General features: G+C 64.5%; 21 protein-coding genes. 16 read left to right on the forward strand and 5 right to left on the reverse strand.

Annotated features, from left to right (window positions below):
* Nucleotides 1-7 precede the first annotated feature (7 nt).
* The 16 genes from QAZ22_RS00525 to QAZ22_RS00600 all read left to right on the forward strand — a co-directional run bounded on the left by QAZ22_RS00525 (nt 8) and on the right by QAZ22_RS00600 (nt 16,583).
* Nucleotides 8-1,015, forward strand: coding sequence for an ABC transporter permease (locus tag QAZ22_RS00525; RefSeq protein ID WP_278205003.1), 1,008 nt, complete (start codon nt 8-10; stop codon nt 1,013-1,015).
* On the forward strand, nt 1,008-1,856 hold the full coding sequence (locus tag QAZ22_RS00530) for an ABC transporter permease (protein ID WP_278205004.1): 849 nt from the start codon (nt 1,008-1,010) through the stop codon (nt 1,854-1,856). Before QAZ22_RS00525 ends, QAZ22_RS00530 begins: the two co-directional genes overlap by 8 nt.
* Nucleotides 1,853-2,731: an ABC transporter ATP-binding protein gene (locus tag QAZ22_RS00535; protein ID WP_278205005.1), complete on the forward strand. Its 879-nt coding sequence runs from the start codon at nt 1,853-1,855 to the stop codon at nt 2,729-2,731. Before QAZ22_RS00530 ends, QAZ22_RS00535 begins: the two co-directional genes overlap by 4 nt.
* Complete coding sequence (locus QAZ22_RS00540; protein ID WP_278205006.1) at nt 2,724-3,554, forward strand: ATP-binding cassette domain-containing protein; 831 nt, start codon at nt 2,724-2,726, stop codon at nt 3,552-3,554. The genes QAZ22_RS00535 and QAZ22_RS00540 overlap by 8 nt, the downstream gene beginning before the upstream one ends.
* A 78-nt stretch (nt 3,555-3,632) precedes the next feature.
* The gene (locus QAZ22_RS00545) at nt 3,633-4,232 is read left to right on the forward strand and encodes a VOC family protein (protein ID WP_278205007.1); all 600 of its coding nucleotides are present in this window, start codon (nt 3,633-3,635) and stop codon (nt 4,230-4,232) included.
* A 136-nt stretch (nt 4,233-4,368) separates the two neighbouring features.
* Nucleotides 4,369-6,663, forward strand: coding sequence for a bifunctional salicylyl-CoA 5-hydroxylase/oxidoreductase (locus QAZ22_RS00550; protein WP_278205008.1), 2,295 nt, complete (start codon nt 4,369-4,371; stop codon nt 6,661-6,663).
* A gap of 373 nt (nt 6,664-7,036) precedes the next feature.
* Nucleotides 7,037-7,795, forward strand: coding sequence for an SDR family NAD(P)-dependent oxidoreductase (locus QAZ22_RS00555; RefSeq protein ID WP_278205009.1), 759 nt, complete (start codon nt 7,037-7,039; stop codon nt 7,793-7,795).
* Nucleotides 7,789-8,253 (forward strand): MarR family transcriptional regulator, encoded by a 465-nt coding sequence (locus tag QAZ22_RS00560; RefSeq protein WP_278205010.1) that lies wholly within the window; start codon nt 7,789-7,791, stop codon nt 8,251-8,253. Before QAZ22_RS00555 ends, QAZ22_RS00560 begins: the two co-directional genes overlap by 7 nt.
* Complete coding sequence (locus QAZ22_RS00565) at nt 8,250-9,062, forward strand: enoyl-CoA hydratase family protein (protein ID WP_278205011.1); 813 nt, start codon at nt 8,250-8,252, stop codon at nt 9,060-9,062. The genes QAZ22_RS00560 and QAZ22_RS00565 overlap by 4 nt, the downstream gene beginning before the upstream one ends.
* Before the next feature lie 231 nt (nt 9,063-9,293).
* Nucleotides 9,294-10,442, forward strand: a complete 1,149-nt coding sequence (locus tag QAZ22_RS00570) for an acyl-CoA dehydrogenase family protein (RefSeq protein ID WP_278205012.1) — start codon at nt 9,294-9,296, stop codon at nt 10,440-10,442.
* Between the two features lie 29 nt (nt 10,443-10,471).
* Nucleotides 10,472-10,867 (forward strand): RidA family protein, encoded by a 396-nt coding sequence (locus tag QAZ22_RS00575; RefSeq protein WP_278205013.1) that lies wholly within the window; start codon nt 10,472-10,474, stop codon nt 10,865-10,867.
* Between the two features lie 403 nt (nt 10,868-11,270).
* Nucleotides 11,271-11,999, forward strand: a complete 729-nt coding sequence (locus QAZ22_RS00580) for a GntR family transcriptional regulator (protein ID WP_278205014.1) — start codon at nt 11,271-11,273, stop codon at nt 11,997-11,999.
* 437 nt (nt 12,000-12,436) lie between these two features.
* Complete coding sequence (locus QAZ22_RS00585) at nt 12,437-13,576, forward strand: aminotransferase class V-fold PLP-dependent enzyme (RefSeq protein WP_278205015.1); 1,140 nt, start codon at nt 12,437-12,439, stop codon at nt 13,574-13,576.
* Between the two features lie 82 nt (nt 13,577-13,658).
* Nucleotides 13,659-14,444 (forward strand): ABC transporter substrate-binding protein, encoded by a 786-nt coding sequence (locus QAZ22_RS00590; RefSeq protein ID WP_278205016.1) that lies wholly within the window; start codon nt 13,659-13,661, stop codon nt 14,442-14,444.
* A gap of 109 nt (nt 14,445-14,553) precedes the next feature.
* Nucleotides 14,554-15,231 carry an amino acid ABC transporter permease gene (locus QAZ22_RS00595; protein WP_278205017.1) on the forward strand — a complete coding sequence of 226 codons (678 nt, stop codon included), beginning with the start codon at nt 14,554-14,556 and terminating at the stop codon, nt 15,229-15,231.
* 125 nt (nt 15,232-15,356) lie between these two features.
* A complete protein-coding gene (locus QAZ22_RS00600; RefSeq protein ID WP_278207755.1) occupies nt 15,357-16,583 on the forward strand; it encodes a cysteine desulfurase-like protein in 1,227 nt (408 codons plus the stop codon).
* A 237-nt stretch (nt 16,584-16,820) separates the two neighbouring features.
* Here the strand turns inward: QAZ22_RS00600 and QAZ22_RS00605 are convergent, their stop codons facing one another.
* The 5 genes from QAZ22_RS00605 to QAZ22_RS00625 are packed head-to-tail and all read right to left on the reverse strand — an operon-like array spanning nt 16,821 to nt 22,080.
* A complete protein-coding gene (locus QAZ22_RS00605) occupies nt 16,821-17,648 on the reverse strand; it encodes a dipeptide ABC transporter ATP-binding protein (RefSeq protein WP_278205018.1) in 828 nt (275 codons plus the stop codon).
* A gap of 13 nt (nt 17,649-17,661) precedes the next feature.
* Nucleotides 17,662-18,513, reverse strand: a complete 852-nt coding sequence (locus QAZ22_RS00610; RefSeq protein ID WP_278205019.1) for an ABC transporter ATP-binding protein — start codon at nt 18,511-18,513, stop codon at nt 17,662-17,664.
* A complete protein-coding gene (locus tag QAZ22_RS00615) occupies nt 18,513-19,397 on the reverse strand; it encodes an ABC transporter permease subunit (protein ID WP_278077346.1) in 885 nt (294 codons plus the stop codon). Before QAZ22_RS00615 ends, QAZ22_RS00610 begins: the two co-directional genes overlap by 1 nt.
* Before the next feature lie 26 nt (nt 19,398-19,423).
* The gene (locus QAZ22_RS00620; protein WP_278205020.1) at nt 19,424-20,431 is read right to left on the reverse strand and encodes an ABC transporter permease subunit; all 1,008 of its coding nucleotides are present in this window, start codon (nt 20,429-20,431) and stop codon (nt 19,424-19,426) included.
* 50 nt (nt 20,432-20,481) lie between these two features.
* Nucleotides 20,482-22,080: an ABC transporter substrate-binding protein gene (locus QAZ22_RS00625; RefSeq protein WP_278205021.1), complete on the reverse strand. Its 1,599-nt coding sequence runs from the start codon at nt 22,078-22,080 to the stop codon at nt 20,482-20,484.
* Between the last annotated feature and the right edge of the window lie 170 nt (nt 22,081-22,250).

Consider the following 22,250-nt stretch of genomic DNA (forward strand, 5'->3'; position numbering starts at 1 on the left):
CACACGCATGCTGCTGCAGAGATTCCTCGTTCGTCTGCTGACGATGCTGGTCACGCTGTTCGGCGTCGCCGTCGTCGTCTTCGTCGTCATCCGCGTCGCGCCCGGCGATCCGATCGCCATGATGCTGCCGCCCGGCGCCAGCGACGACGACATCGCGCGGCTGCGCGCGCTCTATGGGCTGGACAAGAGCATCGTGCAGCAGTTCTTCATCTGGCTCGCGGGCGTGCTGCATGGCGATTTCGGCACCTCGATCTCGCTGCACCAGGACGTGCTGGGGCTGGTGTTCAACCGGCTGCCGGCGACGCTCGAACTTGCAACCGTCGCGCTGCTGATGGCGATTGCGATCGGCGTCAGCGCGGCGATCCTCGGCGCCCGCTCGCGCGGCACCGCGGTCGAGGCCGGCATCGATATCGCAAGCGGCGCGACGCTCTCCATCCCCGACTTCCTCTGGGGGCTGGTGCTGATCCTGCTGTTCGGAGTGCTCATCCCCGTGTTCGACATTTCCGGCCGCGTGTCGCCGCAGCTCGACCTGCCCTTCGTCACCCAGTTCTATCTTGCCGAAAGCATTCTCAGGCTCCGCTTCGATCTCACCTGGGATTTGCTGAAGCACATGCTGATGCCGGCAGTTGCGCTGGCTCTCCCGTTGGCGGCGATCATCGCGCAGCTCATGAAACAGTCGCTGAAGGAGGTGCTCGACCTCGACTATGTCGTGCTGGCGCGGGTGAAGGGTTTTTCCGAAACGCAGGTGATCCTGCGCGAGGCGCTGAAGAACGCGGCGCTGCCGACGCTGACGCTGGTCGGCGTGCAATTCACCTTCCTGATCGGCGGCACCGTCATCGTCGAGCGGCTGTTCTCCTATGAGGGGCTCGGCAACATGGCGATCGATGCCGTCATCAACCGCGACCTGCCACTGATCCAGGGCATCGTACTGGTCTTCGCGCTGCTCTTCGTGCTGATCAACTTGGCCGTCGACATGATGTATGCGCTGCTCAATCCGAGGCTGCGCCATGGATGAGGCGCGCATCTCGCGACGCGGGCTGAGTCCAAGGCTGTGGCTGGCCGGCGGCTGGCTGCTCCTTGCGCTGCTTGCGGCCATCTTCGCGCCGCTGATCGCGCCGCAGGACCCATTGGCGCAGGACCTGATGCTGGAGCGGCTGCCGCCCTTCTGGCTGGACGGCGCCGAACCCGGCTACTGGCTGGGCACCGACAGCCTCGGCCGGGATCTGTTGTCGCGGCTGATCTTCGGCGGCCGCATCGCCTTCATCGTCGCCTTTGCCGCGGCGTCCGCGGCCTGTATCGTTGGCTCGGCGCTCGGCCTGATCGCCGGCTATTTCGGCGGCTGGGCCGACCGCATCATCTCGCGCATCGTCGATGTCTGGATGGCGTTCCCGCCCGTGCTGTTCGCGATCCTTTTGGTTGCGGTGCTGGGCACCGGCTTGAGCTCCGTCATCATCGCGATTGCCGTCATCGACTGGACGCGCTTCTGCCGGGTGATCCGCGCCGAGGCGATGAGCCAGGCGCGCATGGACTATGTCGAAAGCGCGCGCATCGCCGGCTATGGCCGCAACGGCATCATGCTGCGCGAGGTGCTGCCCAACGTGGTGCCTTCCGTGGTCGCTCTGCTGTCGCTGGAGATGGGCATCGCCGTCATCGTCGAGGCGATCCTGTCCTTCGTTAATCTGTCGATCTCGACTGACGATCCGACCTGGGGCGGCATCATCGCCGAAGGACGGCTGTCGATCCACCAGGCCTGGTGGGTGCTGGTATTTCCGCTGGTCACGCTGATCCTCACCGTGCTTTCCTTCAGCCAGTTCGGCGAGGGATTGAAGGCGCGCTTCGATCCGGTGCTGCGATGAGCCCGTGCCTCGATATTCGTCGCTTGAGCGCCGTGCTGCCCAACGGCCAGCGCGTGCTGCGCTCGGTGTCGCTCGCCGTCCAGCCCGGCGAGGTTCGCGCGCTGGTCGGCGAGAGCGGCGCCGGCAAGACGATGATCGGCAAGGCGGTGCTCGGCGTCCTGCCGAAGAGCGTGCGCATCGTCGAAGGCGAGATGCTGATCGAGGGCGAGGATCTCGGCCGCCTCGATGCGAAAGCACGACGGACCCTGATCGGCGCGCGTACGGCGCTGATCCCGCAGGACCCGCTCACCGCGCTCAACCCGTCGCGCCGCATCGGCCCGCAGATGACCGACCGGTTGGTGCGCATCCTCGGCTGGAGCGGCGAGAGGGCGGACAAACGCATCCGCCAGCTGCTCGACGAGGTGCAGATCCGCGATCCCGAGCGCGTGCTGAAAAGCTATCCGCATGAATTGTCCGGCGGCATGCGCCAGCGCGTGCTGATCGCTGCCGCCTTTGCCGCTGAACCCAGGCTGATCGTCGCGGACGAGCCGACGACAGCGCTGGATGTGACCGTGCAGAAGCAGATCCTGCGGCTGATCGCACAGCTGCAGCGCGACCACGGCACCGCGATCCTGTTCGTGACCCATGATCTCGGCGTCGTCGCCAAGATCAGCCAGAAGGTGTCGGTGCTCTATGCCGGCAAGGTTGTGGAAGAAGCCGAGACTACGGCCCTCTTCGCGTCCCCGCAGCATCCCTACACGCGGGCGCTGATCGCGGCGACGCCGCGGTACACCGATCCGCATGCGTCGCTGAAGCCGGTGGACGAGACGGTGCTCGCCGGGCTCACGGCCGAGATCGCGGCGGCCGACAAAGCGTGGAGGCCCGGCCATGGCTGAGCCGCTGTTTTCCGTGCGCGGGCTGAAGGTGGCGCTGCCCGACATGACGCGCAAGCCGCTGATCGGCCGCGCGCCGCTGGCCGAGATCCTCAAGGGACTGGACTTCGACCTGCCCAAGGGATCGGTAACCGGCATCGTCGGCGAGTCCGGCTCGGGCAAGTCGACGCTCGGCCGCGCGCTGGTGCGGCTGATCGAGCCAAGCGCGGGAGCCATCAACTTCGAAGGACGCGACATCAGCCATCTTTCGGAAGCCGAGCTCCGGCCGCTTCGCCGCGATCTGCAGATGATCTTCCAGGATCCGATGTCGTCGCTCAATCCGCGACACACGATCTTCAACATCATTGCCGCGCCGCTCAGGCAGAACGGGCTTGGCGACAGGCTCAAGGAGCGCGTGGCGGAAGCCTTGCAGCGTGTCGGCCTGCCGCAGAATTTCGCCGGCCGCTACCGCCACGAGCTGTCCGGCGGCCAGCGCCAGCGCGTCGGCATCGCCAGGGCGCTGGCGCTGTCGCCGAAATTCGTGCTGGCTGACGAGATCGTCTCCGGCCTCGACGTCTCGACACAAGCGCAGATCCTGACGCTGCTGGAGAAACTAGCGGCCGAGATGGGACTGACGGTCGCCTTCATCAGCCACGACCTGTCGGTGATCCGGCGGCTCTGCCAGCAGGTCATCGTCATGCGCGAAGGCAGGATCGTCGAGGCCAGCGCCACCGACGCGCTGTTCGACGATCCGCAGGAGGCCTACACGCGCGACCTGCTCGCCGCCATTCCGCTGCCTGAGATCGACGCGGACTGGCTGCGGCCGCCTGCCAAGGCGCCTGTGTGAGGAGAGCTTGACTACCCGCACGCCGAATAGCGGGCCTCGGATGTGCGTCTTCAAGTCAGCCCGCGAACGGAGGGTGACATGAACTACGCAACCCGCGGCACGATGGTCGCCGCGATCCTGCTCGGCGCAATGGGAGCGGCCTCGGCCGACTCGATACCCGGCATGCGCGGCCACGACCACACCGGCATCACCGTGCCCGACATGAAACAGGCCGTCGGCTTCTTCACCGATGTCGTCGGCTGCAAGAAGGCGATGTCGTTCGGTCCGTTCGCCGACGACAAGGGCACCTTCATGCAGGACCTGCTCGGCGTCGATCCGAAGGCGGTGATCGAGGAGATCACCATGGTCCGCTGCGGCACGGGATCGAACATCGAGTTGTTCAAATATACGGCACCGGACCAGAAGAACCTGCAGCCGAAGAACAGCGACATAGGCGGCTTCCACATCGCCTTCTATGTCGACGACGTCGCCGCGGCGAAAACCTACCTCGACGCCAAAGGCGTGAAGACCAGGCTGGGGCCGCTGCCGGTCAAGGAAGGGCCGGCGGCCGGCCAAACCATCATCTATTTCCAGGCGCCCTGGGGATTGCAGCTCGAAGCAATCAGCTACCCGCAAGGCATGGCCTACGAGAAGGGCGCGGAGACTGTGCTGTGGAGCCCGAAGGATCCGACCAAGTGAGCGGATCCGCTAGAGCGTCGAGCAATCGTTCAATTATGAAACTTCAAGCTTGAAATAATTGATCGCTGGCGCAATACTGAACATTGGGATCGCCGGCCTCGCCGGCGACTCCTATGCGAAGAGGAGATCGCAAGACATGAAGGTTGCGGTTCTCGGCGGCGGACCGGCCGGACTCTACTTTGCCATCTCGCTGAAATTGCGCGATGCCGCGCATGAGGTGACGGTCTATGAACGCAACCGCCCGGACGACACGTTCGGCTGGGGTGTAGTGCTATCAGCCGAGACGCTGGAGAACCTGACCAGGAACGACCCGGTCAGCGCCGTCTGGATCAAGAAGCATTTCGCCTATTGGGACGACATCGCCGTCATCCATGACGGCGTGCGCACCGTCTCCACCGGCCACGGCTTCTGCGGCATCGGCCGCAAGCGGCTCCTGATCCTGCTGCAGCGGCGAGCGCGTGAGCTCGGCATCAAGATGATGTTCGAGACGGAGATTTCCGACCCGAGGCCGTTCATGGAAACGCATGACCTGGTGGTCGCGTCCGACGGGCTGAACTCGAGGTCACGCGCGGCTTTCGCCGATGTCTTCAAGCCGGACATCGACACCCGCAAGTGCAAGTTCGTGTGGCTCGGCACGACGCAGAAATTCGACGACGCCTTCACCTTCATCTTCGAGAAAACGGAGCATGGCTGGGTGTGGGCGCATGCCTACCAGTTCGACAGCGAGACCGCGACATTCATCGTCGAGTGCAGTCAGCAAACGTGGGAGCGCTTCGGCTTCGGCGCGATGACGCAGCAGGAGTCGATCGCGGTCTGCGAGCGCATCTTCGAAAAACATCTCGGCGGCCATCCGCTGATGACCAACGCCAACCACATTCGCGGTTCGGCCTGGATCAACTTCCCGCGCGTGCTGTGCGAGCGCTGGTCGCACAAGAACCTGGCGCTGATGGGCGATGCCGCGGCCAGCGCCCATTTCTCGATCGGCTCCGGCACCAAGCTCGCGCTCGAAAGCGCGGTGGCGCTCGCGGACTATGTCGAGTCCGAGCCCGACCTCGAGGCCGCCTTCCGCAAATACGAAGACGCGCGGCGCACCGAGGTGCTCAAGCTGCAATCGGCGGCGCGTAACTCACTCGAATGGTTTGAGGAGGTGGAACGCTATCTCGGATTAGATCCTGTTCAGTTCAACTATTCGCTGCTCACCCGCTCGCAGCGCATCAGCCACGAGAACCTTCGTCTGCGCGACGCCGAATGGCTGGCGGGCGCCGAAGAGTGGTTCCAGCGCAAGGCCGGCGCCGGCGGCAACAGCTTACGCCGCGCGCCGATGTTCGCGCCGTTCAGGCTGCGCGACATGGCGCTCAGCAACCGCATCGTCGTCTCGCCGATGGCGCAGTACAAGGCGGTCGACGGCTGCCCGACAGACTGGCATTTCGCTCACTATGCCGAGCGCGCCAAGGGAGGCGCCGGTCTGGTCTATATCGAGATGACCTGCGTCAGCCCGGAAGGACGCATCACGCCCGGATGCCCCGGCTTCTACAAGCCGGAACACGAGGTCGCCTGGAAGCGCCTGGTCGATTTCGTCCATGCCGAGACCGAGGCGAAAATCTGCGCCCAGATCGGCCATTCCGGCGCCAAGGGCTCGACCCGCCTCGGCTGGGAAGGAACCGACGAGCCGCTCGCCTCCGGCAACTGGCCGGTCATGGCGCCGTCGGCGGTGCCATGGTCGCCGCAGAACCAGGTGCCGAAGGCGATGGACCGCGCCGACATGGACGTCGTGCGCGACCAGTTCGTCGCTGCGGCTAAGATGGCCGGGCGCTGCGGTTTCGACATGCTGGAGATCCATGCCGCGCATGGCTATCTGCTCTCCGCTTTCATCACGCCGCTCACCAACAGGCGCACCGACGACTATGGCGGCTCGCTTGAAAACCGCATGCGCTATCCATTGGAGATCTTCCATGCGGTGCGCGCGGTGTGGCCGGCCGAGAAGCCGATCTCCATGCGCATCTCCGCCAATGACTGGGTGGGCATCGAGGGCGTCACGCCGGCCGACGCGGTCGAGATCGCAAAGTTGCTACATCACGCAGGCGTCGACCTCTGCGACGTCTCGGCCGGCCAGACCACGATCGCTGCCAAGCCTATCTATGGCCGCATGTTCCAGACGCCGTTCTCCGACCGCATCCGCAACGAGGTCGGCATGGCGACGATGGCGGTCGGCAACATCTATGAGCCCGACCACGCCAATTCGATCCTGATGGCCGGCCGCGCCGACCTGGTGGCACTGGCCAGGCCGCATCTCACCGATCCCTATTGGACGCTGCATGCGGCGGTGACCCTCGGCGACCGTGGCGTCAAATGGCCGGATCCCTATCTGCGCGGACGCGACCAGATCTATCGCCTGGCCGAACGCGAAGCAGCGGCGGGGCTGAAGGTATGAGCGCTTCCATGTTGTTAGGTCGGCGCCGCCCCTCATCCGCCTGCCGGCACCTTCTCCCCACAATAGCATGCAGGGCAGCTTGGCGCATGCATTGTCTTGCGCTGCGCTGGTCGACCCCCACTCCGTCTCGGCTTCGCCGATCCACCTCTCCCCCGATCGACGGGGGAGAGGAAGGGCGCGAGCCGATGAGGCTCCCTTCCTTTCCCTCCGGAGGGGGGAAAGGTGGCGCTGCGAAGCAGCGACGGATTGGGGGAACCACCTGGCAACCAAGCATCGGGCCAATCATTCACACCAGTCACAGAATATCTTTGCATGCCATGGCGTTGGTCTGGCGTGAGGGTGAGGAGCAGCGCGATGTTTCGAGGGTTGGCGCATGATCTCCGGCAGGCACGCCCTCGTCACCGGCGGCGGTTCCGGCGTTGGCCGCGCCATCGCGCTGGCGCTGGCGAAAGCGGGCGTTGACGTCACCATCTGCGGCCGGCGCGAAGAAGCGCTCGCCGAGGTCGCAAAGGAAAACGACCGCATCTTCGGCATCGCCGCCGATGTCACCGACGAAGCCGAAATGGCGACCCTCTACGAGAAGGCGGGGGCCGCGCGCGGACCGTTCGACATCGTGGTCGCCAATGCCGGCATGGCCGGCAGTGCGCCGGCGCATAAGGCCTCGCTGGCCGACTGGCAGCGCACGCTCGACGTCAACCTCACCGGTGCCTTCCTGACCGTTAAGCCGGCGCTTGCCGGCATGCTGGCACTGAAGACGGGCCGCATCGTCTTTGTCGCTTCGACGGCCGGCCTGAAAGGCTATGCCTATGTCGCGCCTTATGTCGCCGCCAAGCATGGCGTCGTAGGATTGATGCGGGCCTTGGCCACTGAGACCGCCAAGTCGGGCGTCACCGTGAATGCCGTCTGCCCCGGCTTCGTCGAGACGGACATGCTGGAAGAATCCATCCAGCGTATCGTCGAAAAGACCGGACGCCCCGCCGACGAGGCGCGCGCGAGTCTTGTCGCGACCAACCCGCAAGGGCGTTTCATCCAGCCCGAGGAAGTCGCCGAAGCCGTGCTGTGGCTGTGCAGTGACGCGGCGCGGTCGATCACCGGACAGGCGATCTCGGTCTCGGGGGGCGAGACATGGTAGCGGGACCGACGTCCACCGGGCCGGGCAAGGACAGGCTGCGCCTATGGATACGCCTGCTGCGCGCCTCGCGCACCATCGAGGCCGAGCTGCGCGAGCGGCTGAAGAAGGAGTTCGACACCACGCTGCCGCGCTTCGACGTGATGGCGGCGCTCTACCGGTCGCCGGAAGGCATGCTGATGAGCGACCTGTCGCGCTTCCTGCTGGTGTCGAACGGCAATGTGACGGGCATCGTCGACCGGCTGGTCTCGGAAGGGCTGGTGACACGGGCGCGGCGCAACGGCGATCGTCGCACCTCGATGGTGCGGCTGACCGAGGCAGGTTCGAAGTCTTTCGCGGCAATCGCCGCCGCGCATGAAAGCTGGGTCGGCGAGCTGCTCGGCACTGTCAGCGAGGACGAGGCGCGAAGCCTGACCGGCATGCTGAAATCGTTCCGCAGCAATTGGGAGGGACGCGAATGAGCGCCATGGCCAAGCTCAAGCCGAAGCACTTCCTCTGGGAGGTCGAAGGCCGGGTCGCAAGGATCCGGCTCGACCGCCCGGAGCGCAAGAACCCGCTGACCTTCGACAGCTACGCCGAGCTGCGCGACACGTTTCGCGAGCTCGTTTATGCCGAGGATGTCGACGCCGTGGTGTTCCTGCCCAATGGCGGCAATTTCTGCTCGGGCGGCGATGTCCACGACATCATCGGCCCGCTGGTCAAGATGGATATGAAGGCGCTGCTCGCCTTCACGCGCATGACCGGCGACTTCGTCAGGGCGATGCTCAACTGCGGCAAGCCGATCATCTCGGCAGTCGACGGCGTCGCGGTCGGCGCCGGCGCGATCATCGCCATGGCTTCCGATATCCGCGTCGCCACGCCTGAGGCAAAGACGGCTTTCCTGTTCACCCGCGTCGGGCTTGCCGGCTGCGACATGGGCGCCTGCGCGATCCTGCCGCGCATCATCGGCCAGGGCCGCGCCGCCGAGCTGCTCTACACCGGCCGCACCATGAGCGCTGCCGAAGGCGAGCGCTGGGGGTTCTACAATCGCCTGGTCGATGCGGCGACGCTCGAGGCGGACGCGCTCGATATGGCGGCGCGCATCGTCTCCGGGCCGACCTTTGCGCATGGCATCACCAAGACGCAGCTCAACCAGGAATGGTCGATGAGCCTCGACCAGGCGATCGAGGCGGAAGCGCAGGCGCAGGCGATCTGCATGCGGACCGGCGATTTCGAGCGGGCGTACAAGGCGTTCGTGGCGAAAGAGAAGCCGGTGTTCGAGGGGAATTGAGGATGGATTGTTTATTGGAGACGCTGGCGGGACAGCGCCCCCCTCTGGCCTGCCGGCCATCTCCCCCACAAGGGGGGAGATCAGATGTCACGTCGGCTTTCGCCAATTTCCAACGTCGAAGGAAGAGCGTCGCCGGCGAAGCTGCCGATCTCCCCCCTTGTGGGGGAGATGTCCGGCAGGACAGAGGGGGGCGCCGTAGAGCGGAGATCTTAGAGAGTAGCGGGGGCGCCAATGCCTGACCGCACCTTCCTCGACTGGCCTTTCTTCGAAGACCGCCACCGCCAACTCGCCGAGCGCCTCGACGCCTGGTGCGCGAAAAACCTGCCGGTCGATCATCACGACGTCGACGCCGCCTGCCGCGCGCTGGTGGCGATGCTTGGCCAGGACGGCTGGCTCAAGCCGACCGCGCTCGATCCGGACAATCCCGCACCGCTCGATGTACGCGCGCTCTGCATCACGCGCGAGACGCTGGCGCGCCATGACGGGCTGGCCGACTTCGCCTTCGCCATGCAGGGGCTGGGCACCGGCACGATCTCGCTGTTCGGCACGCCGGACCAGCAGCGCTGGCTGGAAAAGACGCGGGCCGGCGAGGCGATCTCCGCCTTTGCACTTTCGGAACCGCGCTCAGGCTCGGATGTCGCCAACATGGAGATGACGGCCGTCCGCGACGGCGGCGACTATGTGCTTTCCGGCGAAAAGACCTGGATCTCCAATGGCGGCATCGCCGACGTCTATACCGTCTTTGCACGGACCGGCGAGGCGCCGGGCGCCAAGGGGATTTCCGCCTTCGTCGTGCCCGCCAACGCGAAGGGCCTCGGCGTTGCCGAACGGCTGGAAGTGATTGCCCCGCATCCGCTGGCTAGGCTGTCTTTCGACAATGTGCGCGCTCCTGCGTCCGCCATGATCGGCAAGCCCGGCGATGGTTTCCGCATCGCCATGTCGGTGCTCGACGTCTTCCGCTCGACGGTCGGCGCCGCGGCTCTCGGCTTCGCCCGCCGGGCGCTGGACGAAAGCGTCAAGCGGGCCGCCGAACGAAAACTGTTCGGCGCGCCGATGGCAGAGCTGCAGATGGTGCAGGGCCACATCGCCGACATGGCGCTGGATGTCGACGCCGCCGCGTTGCTCATCTATCGCGCCGCCTGGACCAAGGACATGGGCGCCGCGCGCGTCACACGCGAGGCGGCGATGGCGAAGCTCTTCGCCACCGACAAGGCGCAGGAGGTGATCGACAAGGCGGTGCAGCTGCATGGCGGCGACGGCGTGCGCAAGGGTCACATCGTCGAGAGCCTCTATCGCGAGATCCGGGCGTTGCGCATCTATGAGGGAGCATCGGACGTGCAGAAGGTGGTGATCGCCAGGCAGGTGATGGGTGCGGCGTGAGCCGGAAAAATGAACTCAAGGGGCTAGATATGCACACCATCCTGCAGCCGAAAGGCTGGGCCAAGCCGATCGGCTACGCCAATGGCGTCGCGGCGCGCGGACGCCTCGTGTTCGTCGGCGGCCAGGTCGGCTGGAACGCCGAATGTCGTTTCGAAACCGACGACTTCGTCGGCCAGGTGCGCCAGACGCTCGCCAACATCGTCACGGTGCTGGCCGAAGCGGGCGGAGAGCCGCAGCACATCACGTCGATGACCTGGTATTTCACCGACAAGGCCGAATATCTCGCCAATCTCAAAGGAATCGGCGCGGCCTACCGCGCCGTCATCGGCCGGCATTTCCCGGCGATGGCCGCCATGCAGGTGATGGCGCTGGTTGAGGATCGGGCGAAGGTCGAGATACAGGCTACGGCGGTTATACCGGAGTGAGGTCTGGGCTTGGGTTTGATTGCTCGACAATAGGTCGCTGGCGCCCCCAGCCTGGACGGCCAATTTTCAACATCGGCGCTGCCCCTCATCTGGCTGCCGCCATCTTCTCCCCGTAAAACGGGGAGAAGGGGCTGTCATCGGCGGTTTCGCCAATCGCCAGAGTTGTTGAGCAAGCGCCAACGCTGCGATCAGCCCCCTTCTCCCCGTTCGCGGGGAGAAGGTGCCGGCAGGCAGATGAGGGGCGGCGCCAACGCCGGTAGTTAGAACCTCAGCCCAGGTTGTTGATCGCGATCCACACGCGTCGCTTGGCTCCCGCCACAATTTGTGATCAGATGATCATGCCTGCTTCGGTGGGCCGCTTATGTGTCTTCGCACATAGGCTTTATCGGAGGAAAGCAAAAGCGTGGCTCTGGGCTTCGAACCGGTATCGGGACGCATCACCGTCCAGGATGGCGTCTATCAGCAGCTTCGCCATGCCTTGATGGTCGGCAGCTTCGATCCCGGGCAGGTGCTGACCATCGCCTCGCTGGCCGAGGCTTTCGGCACGTCGAACATGCCGGTGCGCGAGGCCTTGCGGCGGCTGGCGGCGGAGAACGCGCTGGAAATTTCGCAAAACGGCTCGGCCTGCGTGCCGGTGGTGACGCGGGCGCGGCTCGACGACCTCTGCCGGGCCCGCCTCGCCGTCGAGGGGCTCGCCGCCGAGCTTGGCGCGCCGCGCCTGACCGCAGCCGAGATCGCCACCCTGCAGAGGGTCACCGACGAGCAGCAGGCGATCGGCCGCGACGGCAGCATCTACGAGCTGATCGCCAAGAACCAGCAGTTCCATTTCACCATCTATCGCGCCTCCGGCTCCGACGTTCTGTTCCAGCTGATCGAGACGCTGTGGCTGCGGTTCGGCCCCTACATGCGGCTTTTGTCCAACCATGTCGCGCCGCTGATGCGCGCCGGCGTCATGGAGCCCTCGGGCCGGCACGTCGCGATCATCGCGGCGCTGAAGGACAAGGATTTCGCGCGAGCCCGCAAGGAAGTGATGGCCGACATCACCGCGACGCAGGAGACCCTGCGCACGATCTGCCCGGATGTGCCCGAGCCCCGCGCGGTGGATTTCGCCGCCTTCGGCAAGGCTTCCTGATTCCCGACAGGTCGCTGACATCTCGGCGGCCAAGGTTTCACGGCTCGCTTTGCTCAATCATCGTGGCATTGGCTGAAGCCTCCACAACGTCGTCATCCTTGGGCGTAGCGACGCGAAGCGGAGCGAAGACCCGAGGATCCATGCCGTGACCTCGGCCAAGGGTGCAACGGCGCAGAATTCTGCACCGCTGGCGAAGTTTCTATGTAACGGCATGGATCCAATGGTCTGCGCAGCGTCGCTTCGCTCCTTGCTCCGCCATAGGATGACGAAACTGAGAGGCGCTTCGACCTATCCCCACAGTGTGCGATTTTGCAGCGGCTTCCTGGACCAAAACAATCGCGTGATTTTCAGCCATCAACCGGTCGTTTCTGACCGCCCGCGATTGATCCCTGTCCGGTTTTGTGATCACATGATCACAAGGGAGCGAGAGACAGCAAATGTCCGGCTATTTTCTCTACCATTCGATCGGCACTTTCCCCGGCAAGGCCGAGCGAATGGCCGCCGCGCTGACGGAATTTTCCAACATCTGGTCGGCGGAGGATGATGGCCAATGGCCGGCCGCGCTTGCCGCGCGGCAGCGCTTCATCGATGCCTGGACGCGGCTGATCGAGGCGCCGCGGGGCACGCTCACCACCGCCGAAAATGTCACCGCCGCGCTCTACAGCCTGATCGGCGGCCTGCCGGCCGCGCGCATGGTGGGAAAACGCCTGCTGGTTGCCGGCGACTGTTTTCCGAGCCTGCATTTCCTGCTCGCCGGCCTCGCCGAGCGTTTCGGCTTCACGCTCGACACGGTGCCGCTGCGGCCAGGCGAAAACTGGGTGCGCGACGAGGATTTCATCGCCCGCTGGCAGGAAGACGTCGGGCTGGCGCTGATCACCTTCGTCACCTCGACGGCCTCTCACCGCTGCGATGTCGGGCGGCTCGCCGCGCATGGCCGCGCCATGGGCAGCATCGTCGGCGTCGACGTCACGCAAGGCATCGGCGTCGCGCCGTTTTCCGTGGCAGCGACGCCGGTCGATTTCGTCGTCTCGACCTCGCTGAAATGGCTGTGCGGTTCCTCCGGCGCCGGCATCCTGCAAGTCGCCCCCGACCTGCTCACGACCTGTCGGCCGGAGCTGCGCGGCTGGTTCAGCCAGCCGAACCCGTTCTCCTGGGATCTCGACGCCTTCACCTATGCCGACGATGCGCGCCGCTTCGACCACGGCACGCCGGCGATCCTCGCAAGCGTGGCCTCGCTGCCCGGGCTGGACTGGGTGGAGAAGACCGGCATCGACGCCATCCGCGCGCGGAATGCAATGCTCGTCGAGCGCATCATCAACGCCGCTCTGGAGAATGGCTGGGCGGTCCGTTCGCCGCTCGATGCCAAGGAGCGCGGCGGCAGCGTCATGCTCGGCCTGCCGCAAGGCGCAGAGCCGGCAACGATCGTCGCTTCGCTGCGCAACGAGCGGCTTTACTGCGATGCGCGCGGCACGACGCTGAGGCTGTCGCCGGGCATGGTCACGACGGAGGCGGCGATCGAAGCGCTGATCGCTCGGCTCAAGGAGCATATCGGTTCGCGGCGGCGCCGCGCATCCTGAATTCAGGCACCGCCTCGCCTGCGGCGCCCGGGAGTTGGGCGCCGAAAGCGGCGGATGAGGAACCGAACCAGAGGGAAGCAAGATGTTGAAACGTCTAGGACTGATTGGGGTGATCATCGCCGCAGGCGTCGCCTTCGCGGCACCTGCCTTTGCCGACAAGATCATGGTTGGCGCCTACCCGGCCAATCCGCCATGGGAATACAAGACCGATTCCGGCGGCTTCGAAGGTTTCGAGATCGACGTCGCCAACGATGTCGCCAAGCGCATCGGCGCCGAGGTCGAATTCCAGGATCTCGGCTTCCAGGCGCTGTTTGCGGCAACCGCTTCGGGCCGCATCGACTTTGCCGTCTCCTCGATCTCGGTGACCAAGGAGCGGCTGCAGAACCAGGGCTTCACGCAAGCCTATTACGACAGCGACGGCACCATCGTCGGCAAGGCGGATTCCACCATCAAGTCGCTCGACGACCTCAAGGGCAAGACCATCGGCGTCATCGCCGGCTCCACCGGCGAGGCCTACATGAAGGAAAACGCCACCAAGCTCGGCGTCGCCGAGACCAAGAGCTACAACGCCCAGCAGGACCTTTTGCTCGACGTGCAGAACGGCCGCATCGACGGCGGCGCCGGCGAGCTCGCCGGCTTCCTGTTCGCCATCAAGCAGATGCCGGCGCTGAAAATCCTGGTCCGCATCCCGACCGGCGAGCGCTTCGCGATGATGACCAAGAAGGGCCATCCGTTGCTTGAGAAGGTCAACGACGCCATCAGCGAAATGAAGAAGGACGGCACGATGGCCGCGATCCACAAGAAGTGGTTCGGCGTCGATCCGGAGGCCGGCACCAGCACGGTGACGCCAGGCCCGATCCCTCAGTAAGCCGGCTAATCACAATATTCGACGAGGGCGGCGGCAAGGGCTGGCGCTCTCGCTTCGACAATTCGGGTCTTTGCCGAACATGGCGGGCCTTGTCTGACGGTGAGCGCCGATGGAACTGATCGATACCTTCTTCAACTGGGGCATCCTGGTCCGATCCTTTCCGATCCTCATTCGCGGGCTCGGCAACACCATCCTGCTCGGCTGCGCCGCGATCGTCTTCGGCACCATCGCCGGGCTGGCGATCTGCCTGGTGCGGCTCTACGCCCCGAAGCCGCTCAGGCGGCTGGCGACGCTCTATATCGACATGTTCCGCGCGCTGCCGATCCTGGTGGTGCTGATCCTGATCTACTACGCCCTGCCCTTCATCGGCATCCGGCTCTCGTCCTTCGTGTCGGCTGCGCTTGCGCTATCGCTGGTGCTCGCGGCCTTCACCGCGGAAGTCTGCCGCGCCGGCATCCAGAACATCCCGAAAGGCCAGTTCGAGGCGGCCGCGGCACTCGGCCTGCCCTTCTGGGTCGCCATGCGCAAGGTGATTCTGCCGCAGGCGATCCGCGTCGTCATTCCGCCGCTCACCAGCAACTGCGTCTCGGTGTTCAAGGACACCGCGCTCGCCTCGGTCGTTGCGATGCCGGATCTCCTGAAACAGGCGACCGACGCGCAGGCGCTGATGGCCAACCCGACGCCGCTGATCGGCGCCGCGATCATCTACCTCGCCTTCCTGTGGCCGCTGGTGCGGCTGGTCGGCTACCTCGAAGAGCGCGGCAAGGCCCAGTCCGGCGCGCACTAACCTCCCCTCGAATGACATTGATGACCTGAAGGAGACTCCCCGTGAACCAGCACCATGTTTCGAAAGCGCCGAATTCGAAAGCGCATGATGGGGCCGCTTCGTTCCCGGTCGAGAGGATCCGCGCCATGTTCCCTGCGCTGAAGCAGGCCGGCGACTTCGTCTTCATGGACAACGCCGCCGGCGCGCAGATCCCGCAAAGCGTGCTCGACGCCGTGACCAACCATCTGGTCGGGCACAACGTCCAGCGCGGCGGCCGCTACGGCCACAGCGTCACCGTCGACCAGTCGGTCGCCGACGCCCGCGAAAGCGTTGCGCTTTTGATCAACGCCTACAGCCCATCCGAAATCTGCTTCGGCATGAACGCCACCTCGTTCATCCGTCTGGTCAGCCTCGGCATCGGCCAGATGCTTGCCAAAGATGGAGATGGGGGACGCGACGAGATCGTCGTCACCGACATGGACCATGACGCCAACATCGCGACCTGGCTGGCGCTGGAGCAGGCCGGCGCCACGTTCAAATGGTGGCGCATGCGCGATGACGGCAATCTCCATGTCGACGACCTCAAGCCGCTGGTCTCGGACCGCACGCGGCTCGTCGCCTGTACGGTGACGGCGCATTCGATCGGCTCGATCGTAGACGTCGCTTCGGTCGCCAGGATCGCGCATGCGGCGGGCGCGGAAGTCTTCCTCGACTGCGTGCATTACGGGCCGCATGGGCTGATCGACGTGCAGGCCTGGGACTGCGATTACCTCGTCTGCTCCGGCTACAAGAATTTCTCGCCGCATATGGGCTTCCTCTGGGGCCGGTTCGAAACGCTGAAGCGGCTGCCGACCTTCCGCGAGGATTTCATTCCGGACGAGCCGCCCTACAAGGTCGAAGCTGGCACCTTCATCTACGAGAACGTGTCGGGCATGGATGCGGCGGTGCGCTATCTGGAATCGGTCGGCCGCAATTTCCTAGCCCAGAACAACCGGTCGCGCCGCGACAACATCGTCGCCGGCATGAACGCCATCCGCGACTACGAGCTGATGCTGGCGCGCGAGATGCTGAAGGTGCTGAGGGATTGCGGCGCGACCATCTACGGCGTCGCCGACGCGGCGCGCATCAACGAGCGCGTGCCGACCTTCTGCTTCAATATCGGCACGCTGTCGCCGCAAAGGATCGTCGAGGAGATGGCGGCCATGCAGATCGGCATCCGCGACGGCCACATGTATGCGCCACAGCTGATGAAGCGGCTCAACCTGTCGATGGACAGCGGCGCGATCCGCGCCTCGCTGGTGCACTACAACACGGTGGAGGAGGTGCACCGCTTCGGCGAGGCGCTGCGGGCGATCATTGCCAAGCTGTCGTGAAACAACCGAGCCTTCATGGGGGAAGTGGTGCGTAGCAAGTTCCGCTTCGTCATCCACGGGCGAAGCAAGGAGCGAAGCGACGCGGCGCAGACCCGAGGATCCATTCCGTTACATCGGAGCGGTGCCAACGGTGCAGAATTCTGCACCACTGCGTTCTTCGGCCGGCGTCACGGAATGGATCCTAGGGTCTGCGCGACGCTTCGCGTCGCTCCGCCCTAGGATGACGACCTCCTAGGCCTAAGCCGCTTTCTTCTTCGCCAATCTTGCCTTGATGCTCGCCACATCGGCACGCGGCGTCGCGGCGAACAGGGTCTTGGTGTAGCTGTGCTTGGGGTCCGAAAAGACCTCGTCGCGCGAGCCGTATTCGACCGCTTCGCCGAAATACATCACCATCACGTCGTCGGCGATGTAGCGCACCACCGACAGGTCGTGGCTGATGAAGACGTAGGTCAGCTTGAACTCGTCCTGCAGGTCGGCGAGGAGGTTGAGCACCTGCGCCTGCACCGAAAGGTCGAGCGCCGAGACCGGCTCGTCCAGCACCAGCAGGCTTGGGTTCAGCATCAGCGCGCGGGCGATGGCGATGCGCTGGCGCTGGCCGCCGGAGAACATGTGCGGATAGCGGTTGTAGTGCTCGGGGCCGAGACCGACCTTCTTCAGCATCTTCATCGCAAGATCGCGGCGTTCCTCGGCCGGCTTGTCGGTGTTGATCAAGAGCGGCTCGCCGAGCACGTCGCCGATCTTCTGGCGCGGGTTGAGCGAGCCGTAGGGGTTCTGGAAGACGATCTGCACCTTGCGGCGCATCTCCTTGGTCAGTCCGTCCCTGGCGATGTCGACCTTGTTGCCGTCAATCAAAAGCTCGCCGGCCGTCGCCGGATCGATCAAAGTGATGATGCGGGCGAGCGTGGACTTGCCGCAGCCGCTTTCGCCGACGATGGCAAGCGTCTTGCCCTTCTCGACGCTGAAGGAGACGCCCTTCACCGCATGCACGGTGCGCGCAGGGCGGAACAGGCCGCCGCCGACATGGTAGTCGCGCTTGATGTTCTTGCCTTCGACGACCTTGGTCATGCGGCGGCTCCAGTCATGTACCAACTCCCTGGGGCGCCGGCTCGAACAGCATGTCGGAGACGGTCGGCAGCCGGTCGCCGACGGCGTTTTCCGGCAGCGCCGACAGCAGCGCGCGCGTGTAGTTGCTCTTCGGCGATTCAAAGAGCGACAACACGTCGGCCTCTTCCATCTTGCGGCCCTTGTACTGGACGATGACGCGATCGGCGGTCTCGGCGACCACGCCCATATTGTGGGTGATCATGATCAGGCCCATGCCGTATTTGGCCTGCAGCGAGACCAAGAGATCGAGGATCTGCTTCTGGATGGTGACGTCGAGCGCGGTGGTCGGCTCGTCGGCGATCAGGAGCTTCGGATTGCAGGCGATCGCCATCGCGATCATGACGCGCTGGCACTGGCCGCCCGACATCTGGTGCGGGAAGGAATTGAGCCGCTCGGCCGGCTCGGGAATGCCGACCTGCTTGAAAAGCTCGATGGCACGCGCACGGCGCTGGGCCTTGTCCATGCCCATGTGAAAGCGCAGCACTTCCTCTATCTGGAAGCCGACGGTGAAGCAGGGATTGAGGCTGGCGATCGGTTCCTGGAAGATCATGGCAATGTCCTTGCCGATGATCTTGCGGCGCTCGGCCGGATTGATCTTGAGGAGATCGCGGCCGTTGAAGGTCATGCGGTCGGCGGTGACGGTGGCCGTCCACGGCAGAAGGCCCATCACCGCCAGCATCGACACCGACTTGCCTGAGCCGGATTCGCCGACGATGGCGAGCACCTCGCGCTCGTCGACACGGAGCGAAACGCCGTCGACGGCGCGGAACGGGCCCGAAGCGGTCTGGAATTCGACGACGAGATTATGGATGTCGAGCAATGCCATCACGACCTCCTGAGCTTCGGATCGAGCGCGTCGCGCAGGCCGTCGCCGATCAGGTTGATGGCGAGCACGGTGATGAGGATGGCAAGACCGGGGAAGGTCACCACCCACCAGGCGCGCAGGATGAACTCGCGCGCCGAGGCGAGCATCGTGCCCCATTCCGGCGTCGGCGGCTGCGCGCCGAGGCCGAGGAAGCCCAGCGCCGCCGCTTCGAGGATGGCGTTGGAGAAGGACAGCGTGCCTTGGACGATCAGCGGCGCCAGGCAATTGGGCAGGATGGTGCGAAGCATCAGCCTCAGATGGCCGGCGCCGGCGACCTTCGCCGCCACGACATATTCGCGGCTCTTCTCGGCCATGACGGCGGCACGAACCAGGCGGGCGAAATGCGGCTGGAGCACCAGTGAGATCGCCAGCATAGCATTGAACAGGCCGGGGCCGAGGATGGTCACCAGAACCAGCGCCAAGAGCAGCGACGGGAAAGCCAGGATAAGGTCCATGACGCGCATGATCGCGACGTCGACCCAGCCGCGGAAATAGCCGGCGAGCAGGCCAAGCGTGATGCCACCGGTGAGAGCCAGCGTGACCACGACCGCGCCAATCAGCAGCGAGAAGCGCGCGCCGTAGAGCAGGCGCGAAAGGATGTCGCGGCCAACCGGATCGGTGCCAAGCAGATATTGAGTGCTGCCACCCGTCTGCCAGGCCGGCGGCCTGAGGAACGCGGTCTTGTCCTGGATGTCGGGCGCATAGGGCGCGAGCAGCGGCGCGAAGAGTGCCGCCAGCACCAAAAGGATGAAGACGAAGAGGCCGATGACGGCGCCGCGGTTGACCGAGAAATAATGCCAGAAGGTCTTGAAGCCGGTCAGTCGGTCAGGGCTGCCGGCGGCCATGGGAGCGATTTCGGTCGACTGACTCATCACGCCGCCCTGATGCGCGGGTTGATGACGGCATAGAGCACGTCGACGATGAGGTTCACGGCCATGACGATGAGGGCGATCAAAAGCAGACCTGACTGCACGACGACATAGTCGCGCTTGAAGATGGAATCGACCATCCACTTGCCGATGCCCGGCCAGGCGAAGATGGTTTCGGTGAGAATGGCGCCGGCAAGCAGCGTGCCGACCTGCAGGCCGATGGTGGTGACGACCGGGATCAGCGCGTTGCGCAGCGCGTGCACGCCAATGACGCGGGCGGCGGAAAGCCCCTTGGCGCGGGCGGTGCGGACATAGTCTTCGCCCAGTACCTCGAGCATGGCGGAGCGAGTCTGGCGCGCGATCACCGCCAGCGGAATGGTGCCGAGCACGATCGCGGGCAGGACGAGATGGCTGAGCGCCGAGCGCAGCGCGTCCCATTTGCCATAGAGGATGCTGTCGATGGTCATGAAGCCGGTGATCGGCTTCAGGAAGAACTGCAGGCCCATGCGGCCCGACACCGGCGTCCAGCCGAGATAGCCGGAAAAGAAGATGATGAGCAGCAGGCCCCACCAGAAGATCGGCATGGAATAGCCGACGAGCGCGGTGCCCATCAGCGACTGGTCGAACCACGAGCCGCGCTTGACGGCAGCGAATATGCCGGCCGGGATGCCGATCACCATGGCGAAGATCATGGCGAAGAAGGACAGTTCCAGCGTCGCCGGGAAGAGCGTCTTGAACTCCTCGAGAACCGGGCGCTTGGATGAAATCGAGACGCCGAAGTCACCCGTGGCGACCTCGCCGACATAGCGCGCATACTGCTCCCAGATCGGCAGATTGTAGCCGAACTGTTCCTTGAGCTCTTCGTAGCGGGCGGGGGTGACGCCATGCTCGCCGGCCATGGCCAGGATCGGATCGCCGGGCAGCAGCCGGACGAAGGCGAAGGCGCAGATGGTGATGCCGACCAGGGTCGGGATCAGAAGTGCTATTTTGTTGAGAAGATATCGGAGCATCGTCGAATGGAATGGGGCGGCGCTAAAATCGCGCCGCCCCGTTCGCAATATTACTCGGCCTTGTCAACGCCGTCGAAGCGATGAATGCCGAGCGGGTCCATCTTGAAGCCGCTGACATTGTTGCGAACGACCGCATAAACCTGGCTGTGAGCCAGCAGGAAGGCGGGCGCCTGCTTGGCGAAGATTTCCTGCGCCTGCTCATAGAGCTTGGTGCGCTCGCCCTGGTCGCTGGTCTTCTTGGCCTTCTGGATCAGGTCCTCGAAGTCCTTGTCGCACCAGCTGGAGTAGTTCGAGACGCCGATGGCCGAGCAGGCGAAGAGGGTGGCGAAGAAGTTGTCCGGATCGCCATTGTCGCCGGTCCAGCCGATCTGGAAGGCGCCGGGACGGTCCTTCTTCTTGCCTTCCTCGCGATACTTCGTCCATTCGTAGTTGACGATGTTGGCCTTGACGCCGACCTTGGCCCAGTCGGCCTGGATCAGCTCAGCCGCGCGCTGGAAGTTCGGGTTGTACGGACGCACGCGGTCGGCGGCCCAGAGCTGGATTTCCTTCAGCCCGGCATCGGCCAGCACCTTCTTGGCCGCTTCAGGGTCGTAGGAATCGAACTTCACATCCTTGTTCCACGACCACATGGTCGGCGGGATCAGGTTCTGGGCCGGCGTGGCACCTGCATCCTGGAACAGCGACTTGATCAGGGCTTCCCGGTCGATCGCCTGGTTGAGCGCATGGCGAACCTCGGGCTTGTCGAGCGGCGGAATCGTCGTGTTGTAGCTCATGTAGCCGATGTTGAGGCCGGCCTGGTCCATCAGGGTCACGTCCTTGTTGGCCTTGATGGTGGCGATGTCGGCCGGGTTCGGATAGGGCGCGACGTCGCATTCGCCGGCCAGCACCTTCTGGATGCGGGCGGTCGCGTCAGGCGTGATGGCGAAGACGAGATCGTCGATCTTCTCCTTGCCCTTGAAGTAGTCGGGGTTCGCCGCATAGCGGATGACCGAATCCAGCTGATAGTCGACGAACTGGAACGGGCCGGTGCCGATCGGCTTGGTCGAGAAGTCGGCCATCTTGCCATCCTTCTCGAGCTGGTCGGCATATTCCTTCGAGACGATCGAAGCGAAGTCCATGCCGAGATTGGCCAGCATCGGCGCGTTCGGCTCGGTCAGCGTCAGCTTGACGGTCAGGTCGTCGACCTTTTCCCACTTGGCGACGTATTTCGGCATGTCCATGCCGGTGTAATAGTCCCAGGTCAGGTTCGGCAGATACTTCTCGCCGTTCCACGGATTCTGCTTGTTGAACTGACGGTCGAAGGAGAAGACGACGTCATCGGCATTGAGATCGCGGGTCGGCTTGAAATAGTCGGTGGTCTGGAACTTCACGCCCGGATGCAGGTGGAAAGTATAGACCAGGCCGTCGTCGGAGATTTCCCATTTGTCGGCGAGGCCGGGCTCGATCTCGGTGCCGCCATGCTTGAACTCGACGAGGCGCGAATAGACCGTGCGCGACGAAGCGTCGAAGTCGTTACCGCCCGTCGTCGTACCCGGGTCGAAATTGGCCGGCGACGCTTCCGAGCAATAAACAAGCGTCTTTGCATTGGCCATGCCACCCAGGACGCTTGCAGCCAGCAACGCGGCTGCAAAAGTCATTGTCTTTTTCATTGAGCACTCCCTGATGTTCTTCCAAGCCCCTCTATCAGGCTCGCGAAGCGCGCATATAAGCACCGTTTTTCGGGCTTTGGAACACCCCGTTTGCGTACCCCATGGTAAGCAGGAAAAGAATCCGTATTCTCCTCAAATAGCGGAAAAAATGAGCAGAATTTTTCACTCAC

It is taken from the genome of Mesorhizobium sp. WSM4906 (assembly GCF_029674625.1).
GTDB lineage: Bacteria > Pseudomonadota > Alphaproteobacteria > Rhizobiales > Rhizobiaceae > Mesorhizobium.